This window comes from Serratia sp. CC22-02, assembly GCF_900182895.1.
Classification (GTDB): domain Bacteria; phylum Pseudomonadota; class Gammaproteobacteria; order Enterobacterales; family Enterobacteriaceae; genus Serratia; species Serratia nevei.
Genome location: NZ_FXUD01000011.1, coordinates 63,516 through 71,767, shown reverse-complemented (window position 1 = coordinate 71,767; position 8,252 = coordinate 63,516). Strand labels below are relative to the sequence as shown.

5 protein-coding genes and 1 pseudogene are annotated in these 8,252 nt (G+C 47.0%); all 6 read right to left on the bottom strand.

All coding sequences use genetic code 11. The features are described from left to right. Nucleotides 1–1,045: pseudogene (locus QOL81_RS24115) on the bottom strand (hypothetical protein); the annotation flags it as partial. Next, nucleotides 1,045–1,494, bottom strand: a complete 450-nt coding sequence (locus QOL81_RS24110; protein ID WP_283440114.1) for a phage tail protein — start codon at nucleotides 1,492–1,494, stop codon at nucleotides 1,045–1,047. The gene QOL81_RS24110 and the pseudogene QOL81_RS24115, both read right to left, overlap by 1 nt. Nucleotides 1,495–1,607: 113 nt before the next feature. Next, nucleotides 1,608–2,666, bottom strand: a complete 1,059-nt coding sequence (locus QOL81_RS24105) for a phage tail protein (protein WP_283440113.1) — start codon at nucleotides 2,664–2,666, stop codon at nucleotides 1,608–1,610. A gap of 8 nt (nucleotides 2,667–2,674) precedes the next feature. Continuing rightward, nucleotides 2,675–4,087, bottom strand: a complete 1,413-nt coding sequence (locus QOL81_RS24100; RefSeq protein ID WP_283440112.1) for a baseplate J/gp47 family protein — start codon at nucleotides 4,085–4,087, stop codon at nucleotides 2,675–2,677. Nucleotides 4,088–4,091: 4 nt separating this feature from the next. Next, nucleotides 4,092–4,439, bottom strand: coding sequence for a hypothetical protein (locus QOL81_RS24095; protein WP_283440111.1), 348 nt, complete (start codon nucleotides 4,437–4,439; stop codon nucleotides 4,092–4,094). Between the two features lie 80 nt (nucleotides 4,440–4,519). Beyond that, a complete protein-coding gene (locus QOL81_RS24090) occupies nucleotides 4,520–8,203 on the bottom strand; it encodes a hypothetical protein (protein WP_283440110.1) in 3,684 nt (1,227 codons plus the stop codon). Nucleotides 8,204–8,252 lie beyond the last annotated feature (49 nt).

The following is an 8,252-nucleotide window of genomic DNA, read 5'->3' as shown; positions in this document are numbered from 1 at the left end:
TTTTGTTATACGCATTAACATCACCAGCCAACAAATTGACGTCCGATGATAGAGGTTTGCCATTAACTTTAATCGAGCGAAGCGCGTACTTTTGCACTGCCTGCGGGTCAGTCAGTGCACCTACATCGGCAGCTGTCGGTTTGAAGGCTTGGGTATATACGCGATCCCATTTCTCAGTGGATGCCCCAGTATCTTTACGCATAGAGCGCAAATAAAACTCAGTGTTACCAGAACCAAAAGCGAGTTGAACATTTCGATATTCGTTCGATTTGAACGTGACCAGAGTTCCCAGGCCACCTGGCACTGGATATCCCGTGTTGATAGTAGAAAGTGATTCAAGAGTGAATCCATTTTCACGATCAATATCTTTGTTAGCGTGAAATACGCCACCGTCAGGAAAAACTAGACGAGTTACACCTAACGGCCCTGTCATATTCCCGCCGGTAATGGGGACAAATGACCTACCTGCTTTAACAGTCAACAATCGACTATCTCGAGCATCATTAATATCATCTGTAGGCTCATAAGAAACCTTCAGAGAATAACGGTTCGCGATACTAATACTTCCGGCCGGCACGCTAGTTGCATTAGCTGCGAGGTTAACTCGACAAATCTCAATCATGCCATCAATGATGCTTTTCTCGTCATTAACGACAAACAAACTGGCTGCCTTAATTTTGGAATCAGCGTTTACCTGATCGGTGGTGATACCCAGTCCGTATTTTGCCTCCAAAACAACGATGTTCAGCTTCCCAGCCGATAAAGCTACAGTTTGCTCAGTAAGAAGCTGTACTGTGATTTGATAGCCATTAACATTAACCGATGCTACACCTGGCTTAGTACCGTTTGGTTTAACGATAACATTTAGACCATTGCCAGGGGCAACTGAGAATCCTTGATACACACCGGCGCCAAAAATCCCATATGCTTTGCGGTTGAAAGCAGATGAGGCGTATGGCTCTAAATATTGAATATCAGCCAAAAGGCCGCTGGAATTTTTCGGGGCAACGATCGTGATGCCGCCAACTGTAGTTATAGCGGCCATTATCCAGCCCTCTGGTCGATAGTTAACACGGCAGTAAAGGCCTTCCCGCGATACAAAGTGTCTTGCTGGCAGCAAAGGACAGCGAACGCTTTGCCATCGCCGTCAATCAGCATCATTGTATTGAAGTTGTATGGTGTATCCGCAGGTAGCAATGAGTCCTGTAGCGTTGCGTTAATTGTGATCAACCCTTCTTTGGCAGTACAGACGAGGTTGCACTCAGCAAATTTGTTTTTCAGATCGCTCAAGGAGTATGTCGACGGGATGTTCGCGATGTTCCAACCTCCCGCCGGGTTGGCGGTTACGAGGGCCGATGTACCAAAGTACCCCTTCGACATTACGAACCTTGTTCCAGCCCCGATCTCTGACTCCGCGCGCCGGTTGTAAAAATAATCCAGCAGTGCAGCTCGAAATAGCTTCCCGCCGGTCTGAACGGCCTTAATTTCTGCCATAGAAGAACGCCTGTGCAGTGGTTGATTAGCAGGCGAGTTTATGTAAAGTGAGTTTTAGAATTGAAAACACCGGCCCAGTGGGGCTGGGCCTCTGCATTTTGTCATGCAGCCTGTTAAATGGTGTCTAGATAAATAATGGAGTTTATTCGTCCTACCTCGGCCGCAGAAATAGGCAGTATAGCGCTATCTACCTCTTCTGGGAATGTGTATCCGATTAGCTCTCCAGAGGTAAACTCGATGTTACAACCTCGGTAACCGAGCGTTTTAATGCTGGCGATCCCGTCCACTACAACAAGGCGTGAATCATCCCCTTGCGTTGGGCGTATCATTGGCGCAGGCACCACATCAAGCACCCAGGCATCGAGTCGCATTTCATCCATATGGACGGGTACAGCCTCCAGTGGCCGAGGAATATTGCTGAGCGTTTGGGCCACAGTAAGATTTGTAGAAACAGACTGTGCTGCGATCACCGTTTGGAGTGATTCGATATACCAGGTGCCGTTTTGGATCTTTGCGCTGGCGCCAGAGAGGGTGAATACTATTTTTCGCTCCACCAGCTCAAACCGCAAATGATATCCCATGCCATCAAACACTATATGCAGCGGTATCAACGGTTCTATGACCATTTTGAACTGACGCATGAATTCGTCTAACACCTTAGATGGATCTGTGTCCGAATACACCTCGTAAACGTCATTCAGTGCCACGCTGATGCGCCCGCGCGAGGTTAGGAAGAAATCACCATACTTATCCTTTGACGTCTCCAGCTCGTCTTTGGTGACGAAATAGGAACCATACGGAAACTTTGCTTGATCCACGGGGGCATAAAGTGGCGCCCAAGTCGCCGCAAGGTTTTTGAACTCACGCCAAAGAGTTGCCTCAATTGGGCGACTTGTTCCCTTGAAATGGATCTCATCCAGACGTTGCGAAAGTAATACTGGCAGTGAAGTAGAATTTTCCCCATCGATATAGAAGAACTTACCCAGTTCTCCCATCTTTTTCCTCAAGTCATCTTTATCCATTGAGTACAGCGATTTTCTATTGGCAGTGCGCTCAATCAATGGCAGAACAATACTGTTCAGCATTGACTGCACCACATCAGCAAACCCCGCCCACAACCCAGATTGTTGCTTAGCGGACGTCATTTGCTCTTTGAACCAATTATCTTTCATTATAACTCTCAGTATTTAAGTTCGAATTTCGATTTTTTCACATCAAGATAAATAAAATCATTTAGAGCTGCCGCTTCGCTCATATTTATAATCTCAAGCTTGAATTTCGACAACAGCCCTGTTGACTGAATAATCGCCCAAACTTCATTATGCGAAACTCGTGCAAACTCCCCTGATTCATCGCGTTCAAAATTACTTGAGTCTCGACCCGCCCTAGCCTCCAGTTCATCGCGGATCTTCTTCTCTGCATCAACAATTACTTCGTTTTTTTTCACAACGCCAGTAACGTTAATTGTAAATGGCCGCTCATTTGTCTTTACGTATACAAAATTCTTGTTGAGTTCATTGGGGATATCCTGAAAGGCGCTTAAAACAACCGATTCCATTTGTTCCTGAGTCAGCCCTTTCTTATGTCCGCAGAAAAATACTGTATTAATATTTTTCAGAGAATGAACGCCTGTTGATTTTTCTTGCTCCTTCTCACCCCAAGCATTGATCCAGCTTATATTTGGAATCTGAGTGCGAAGATAAAATTTATAGTCCGCGCCCCACACTACCTGGCCGTCATAGGCTGTAAAATATTGCGCTCTATTCCGTGTCTCTTCGGTAGTTTCGTAACCTGCTCCGTTTGTAATCGGAGTTTCTGTTTTTACCTCAATTTTACCTGATAAATCAGAAGATCCAGCATATGGCGTTAAAGTCTGTCCTTGCACAAGGGTGATATCACCATCACTTAACCACACATCTAAAATGACCTGTTCGCCACCAGCCGGCATCTTCCCAATCGAACCATCACCAAAACGAATACCTATTTGCTCCGTGGGTCGATAGAATTTTACATAATGAAGAGAGTTCTTATTAGAAAGACGGAATTGAGGATTCTCTTCCCACCGGCGTGCCACTCCATTATCTGTGACAGATACATCGATACTGACACACCTCTTCGTCATAGCTTTCGTTAATGTGAAAGACAAGAACTCTGTTTCGTTTTCGACATCAAATATGAGCTGTTCTCGTTCAAGCTGCTTTGTTGGAACACCATGCCGAGTTTCCCCAGGCTTTAAAACAAGCGGTTCAACCAGCATGTAGCGTTTCTGTTCGTCAGAAATTAGATCCGCATAGATTGGAAGGGATTGTTGTATCTGAGTTTTATTTGTTACTGATGAAGTGCCATAAGATGGCATAATTTGGCGGGCCACATACCCACGATCCTCAGCACCAGCAAGGATTGAAGAGCGCTTTGTTGCTGTACTAATAAACCCTTCGGTTAACGCTTTCTCCGCAGCTGTTTGAGCTGCGTAAATTATCTGGCTGAGCATAATCGCCAGCATTTTCATAAACTGGCTATTTACAAAGCGACTCCACCAGACATTCTGCTGAATAAGGGCTGTGAATTTCTCTAAAATTTCCTGCGAAGTCATATCATTACTCCTTTTTCATCGCCCAGGAAAGATCCTGTTTCGGTATCCCAATAGTCAGGACAAATACATCGATTTCTGCTGGCTCTATCCTGATCCCTGTTAACTTCAAATCAGCTATATCGCTCATCATTTTGATGATGATCTCGTTCTCGATAGCGACCAGCGTATGCACGCTATCTAGAGGCTCGTGCTTATAACGCGGCAACGGATTTCCATACTCAGGTAGACCATAGACACTTCCTTCCGGCGTATGTAACCAGTCCTCAATGCGTGCTTGCATGGCTTCTACATCACCAATTTTGACGTTTACGCCCTCCCCGCTCACTCGTAAAAGGCTATCTATTTCGTTCATATGAATACCTGTACTGGTAGCTAGGACGCTAATTTAAGCGAAGTGAGTTAATGAGCGCGGCAGGAGTGCCGCGCCCACTATCACCCGAAGAGTTTTTCGAGGGCACTATCTGATATTGAGGTTGGGACTTCCCCACGCGGGGCCGGCTGAGGGCTGTGGGCCGTCATATTGATATTTGTCTCTTTCGGTTCCGGCTTCACATTGAGTTGTTTCTCGACCCCTTTCGCAATACGTTCTAACCAGGACAGGCTTTCATCATCGTGGCTACGTGATTCATTATCGCGCTGATAAACTGGCGCCACACCACTAGCCGCCAGATTTGGGATCGGTGGAGGTGGTGAAGTTTGAAACGCAGAAATAACCTGCTGAGTGAGAGTATTTGCTTTTCCCCCAATCGCGTTAGAAACCGTGTCGCTCAGGAAAGATAATGGCGTATCAGCCATCAGGCCGGAAATGAGCGATGAAGCCCCGCTACCAACCGTATCGCCGGCCGTAGCTCCGAACGAAGACAACGGATTATCAATATCTACACCTATCGATTGTAGCGCGCTTCTAGCTGCATCCTCCCCCACGCCTTTAACTGCTCCAATAGCAACGTTACCGATGCCTGAAGCCATGTATTTCGTCTCATCCCACCAGCTATCAGTTTCTGAATTTCCGGGGGGAGACATTTTATTGCGAGATTTTTTCACCTCATTTGCCGGGACGATCTCCATCGACCGCTCTTGAGCACCACTAACCGTAGGAGGTGGAATTAGCTCAATGTCCGCATCAGACAAGCCCGTATAACCCATTCTGCGGCTAGCACGCCCTTGAAGAACTGCGATGGCATCTGGCAAGCCAGACGCACCTTGCAAGGCCGTTGGAACTTTGTCATTTAGAGGTACTGTTAACCCTCTTTCAGGAGCCGGAACAGTCAACCCTTCAACATCAAACATCCCTGTTAGAGCTGCATCACTTTTCCCACCAAGTTCGCCTAAATACGTTGCTGCTGTATCGTAAGCCTCGGATGCAGCTTCGCTGACTCGTGAGCCGATTGTTTGCTTTTCTGGCCGAGAGAATTGAGCATTGTTTGTTATCGCCTCAAGGCCATCGTTTTGTCGCTGTTGGTTAATTATTGATAATGTTTCTGGATTAAATTGACCAACCCATTTTCTCCCGGAGCGCGCACCAATGGCTGTTTTTATAAATTGATCGGAAACCTGCGGGGCACCGCCTTCAATTGTAGCGATTTGCCGCATCACTTTAGTCATTACGTCTGCATTGCTTAGGTCGAGGCGATCGCTTTCCCTCACCCTCAAAGTTTTAGATAATTGAGCTATATAGCCCTCAGTGTCATTCTCGCCTTTTGGGGCGTAATTCGTGATAATACCGCGCACGGTATTCAGCTTCTGATATCCTACAGCTTTAGACGTCCCTTCAGCGTAACTGCTAAGCTGATTAGCCAAGGCTCGAAACCCTTCTTCTGGCGAGTCGAATTTCGCGAAGCGTCGCTCACCTTTGGCATTTGCAGCTTCCAGCTCAGCGCCGGCTTGACCTGCATATTCAAGGTTCCCAAAATTATTATTTCTAAATGACCTGGTATGTGAGTTAACCCCGCCAATATTTAGTTCACTCGACACATTATTAAACGTCGGAACTGAACCAGGAGTTCCACTCTGATCTTCCAATGGCTCTGCCATACCTGGCATGGTAGATTGAAGTGATCGGTCTAGGTCTTTAATTGCCTCAGTCGTTTGCTTTGCTCCAGCTCGAATGGCTTCAACATGACTATCACTACTGGTACCAAAGAATTCTTTTACGCTACTAATACCGCTATCTAAAGACTCTTTGACGCTGCTAACGCCGCTATCAAGCGATTCTGCGATCCCATCGGTGCTAAACGTTAAGCTGTCCGCAACACCATCCATACCCAGCCATCTGGCGCCATCAGCTAAGAACCCTGCCCCTCCTGAAACTAGACCACCCATGTCGATTACGTTGGCTGCTGCATATTCGGTTTTTTGGCGCCCTGGGACTTCTTGCCCCTCAGCCAGTTTAAACGCCCCACGTTGCCCATCGTCATTGCTGAAGCCTTCAACCGCATCAATGCCGGCGCCAATAATCGTCCCGACCACAGGAATAGCCTTCAGCGCCCCCTTTGCAGCAAGTTTCCCTGCGGCTTTCTCGGCGACCTTTTCACCAGCAACTTTTTCAGCTGCATGCTCAGCCGATGCAGTCGATGCTTTTGCAGCGACCTTTTCATTTGCCTTAGCTGAAGCTCTACTTTGCGATACTTTCCTTCGCCGTTTAGACCTCTTGCCGGATTTTTTCTGCTTCCGGCTTTCCACTTCACTATTTGTTGATTTCTGAGGGCTTTCAGTAACTGGCGTGGCTAGTTCACCAGCCTCACCATTCACGCCGAAGACCCCTTTAATGGCTCCGTAAGCGCCGGCCGCTACTGCACCCGCACCCGCCGCTACTTTTGCTATCTTACTGCCTTTACCCTTACCTGCTGGCACTGAAGGTTTGCGCTCTCCATGCACTCCCCCTGTTGTGAGCGCTCCGCGCCCAGTTCGAATTACATCGCCGACGTCACTTGCACCGGCCAATCGCCTGAACAGCTTTACAAGCACTCCGCCACCAAGAGCTAAAGACAAGCCGCCTAAAATACGAGATCCAATGGCCTTTCCAATGGCTTTACCACCCAGGCCAGCAAGAACACTACCCAATAGACCCCGGCCGGCACTGCCCTTTTCGTTTTTGTCTCGAATTTCACCAAGGACTCGTATGATTTCTGCGTCTGACTTCGCAAGTTGTTCCTGTTGCGATTCCATGACCGAAATTACTTTGCCTGTGGTGCTCGTACTATAAGCTTGCTGTGACTTGGTTGGTGTCACACCGGCGAACGTCACGGGTGTTTGACTCGTCGATCCTGGTTGGTCTTTGCGCTTATCTCTCCATTCCTTGAGGCTGACAACCTTATCGTTTAAACCGCTCACAAGTTCGGCGGCTTCTTTCCCTGCGCTAAAAAGAACCCCGCCAGCTGCCATACCAGCAACCTCAGTCGCTTCGCCATCGCCTCGTTTACTAACGATTAATGATGAAAGCCTTTTCAGCAGGCTTTGTTCCTCTGATTTCTTACCATCTCCACCCGTCTTTTCAACAGTGTCTTTCGAGATAAAGCGCCCTGCTTTATCCCTCGCAGCCAATCCTTTAGCAACATCATGTTTTATTGATGATTTTATCGTTTTATCTTCTTCAATAAACGGTAGCTTTTTTGCCGCATTTCCGATTTCAGAATAATGATTTTCGATTTCACCTTTTAATTTTAGAACCCGTCCAGCATGGCTTTGACTGTTACTTTGTTGCAAAAGCGTATTTTTTGATTGCAAATTACTTAAATTTGCATGATTTCCGCCCGAGCCGCGCGTGACCTTCCCGCTTTCGATGGTGAATGGTGATTTTTGACTTTTTTTGTCATTTATTTGAAATCCACCACCTGAAACAATCAGTTCAATACGCCCATTGTTATTGCGAATATCATGCAACTGATTGCGACGAAGAGGCGAAGTGCTTTCGTTGGCAGGGGCTTGACGTCGTGCAATCTGCGTAATAATCGAGGCATTAGAACGTTGCAACTTGATATCGTTAGGTCTTAGGGAGGAGCGACCTACGATAACCCTATGTATATCAGTCAGAACCTTTAGTTCACGAGCGCTGGCATGATCTATCGCATCGATGATTGACAGCATTTCAGATGGTGTGGTGTTAAGTGCCGGCATTATCGTTTACCTGACGAATTTTTTATCATTTGAACCAAGTCATCGCACA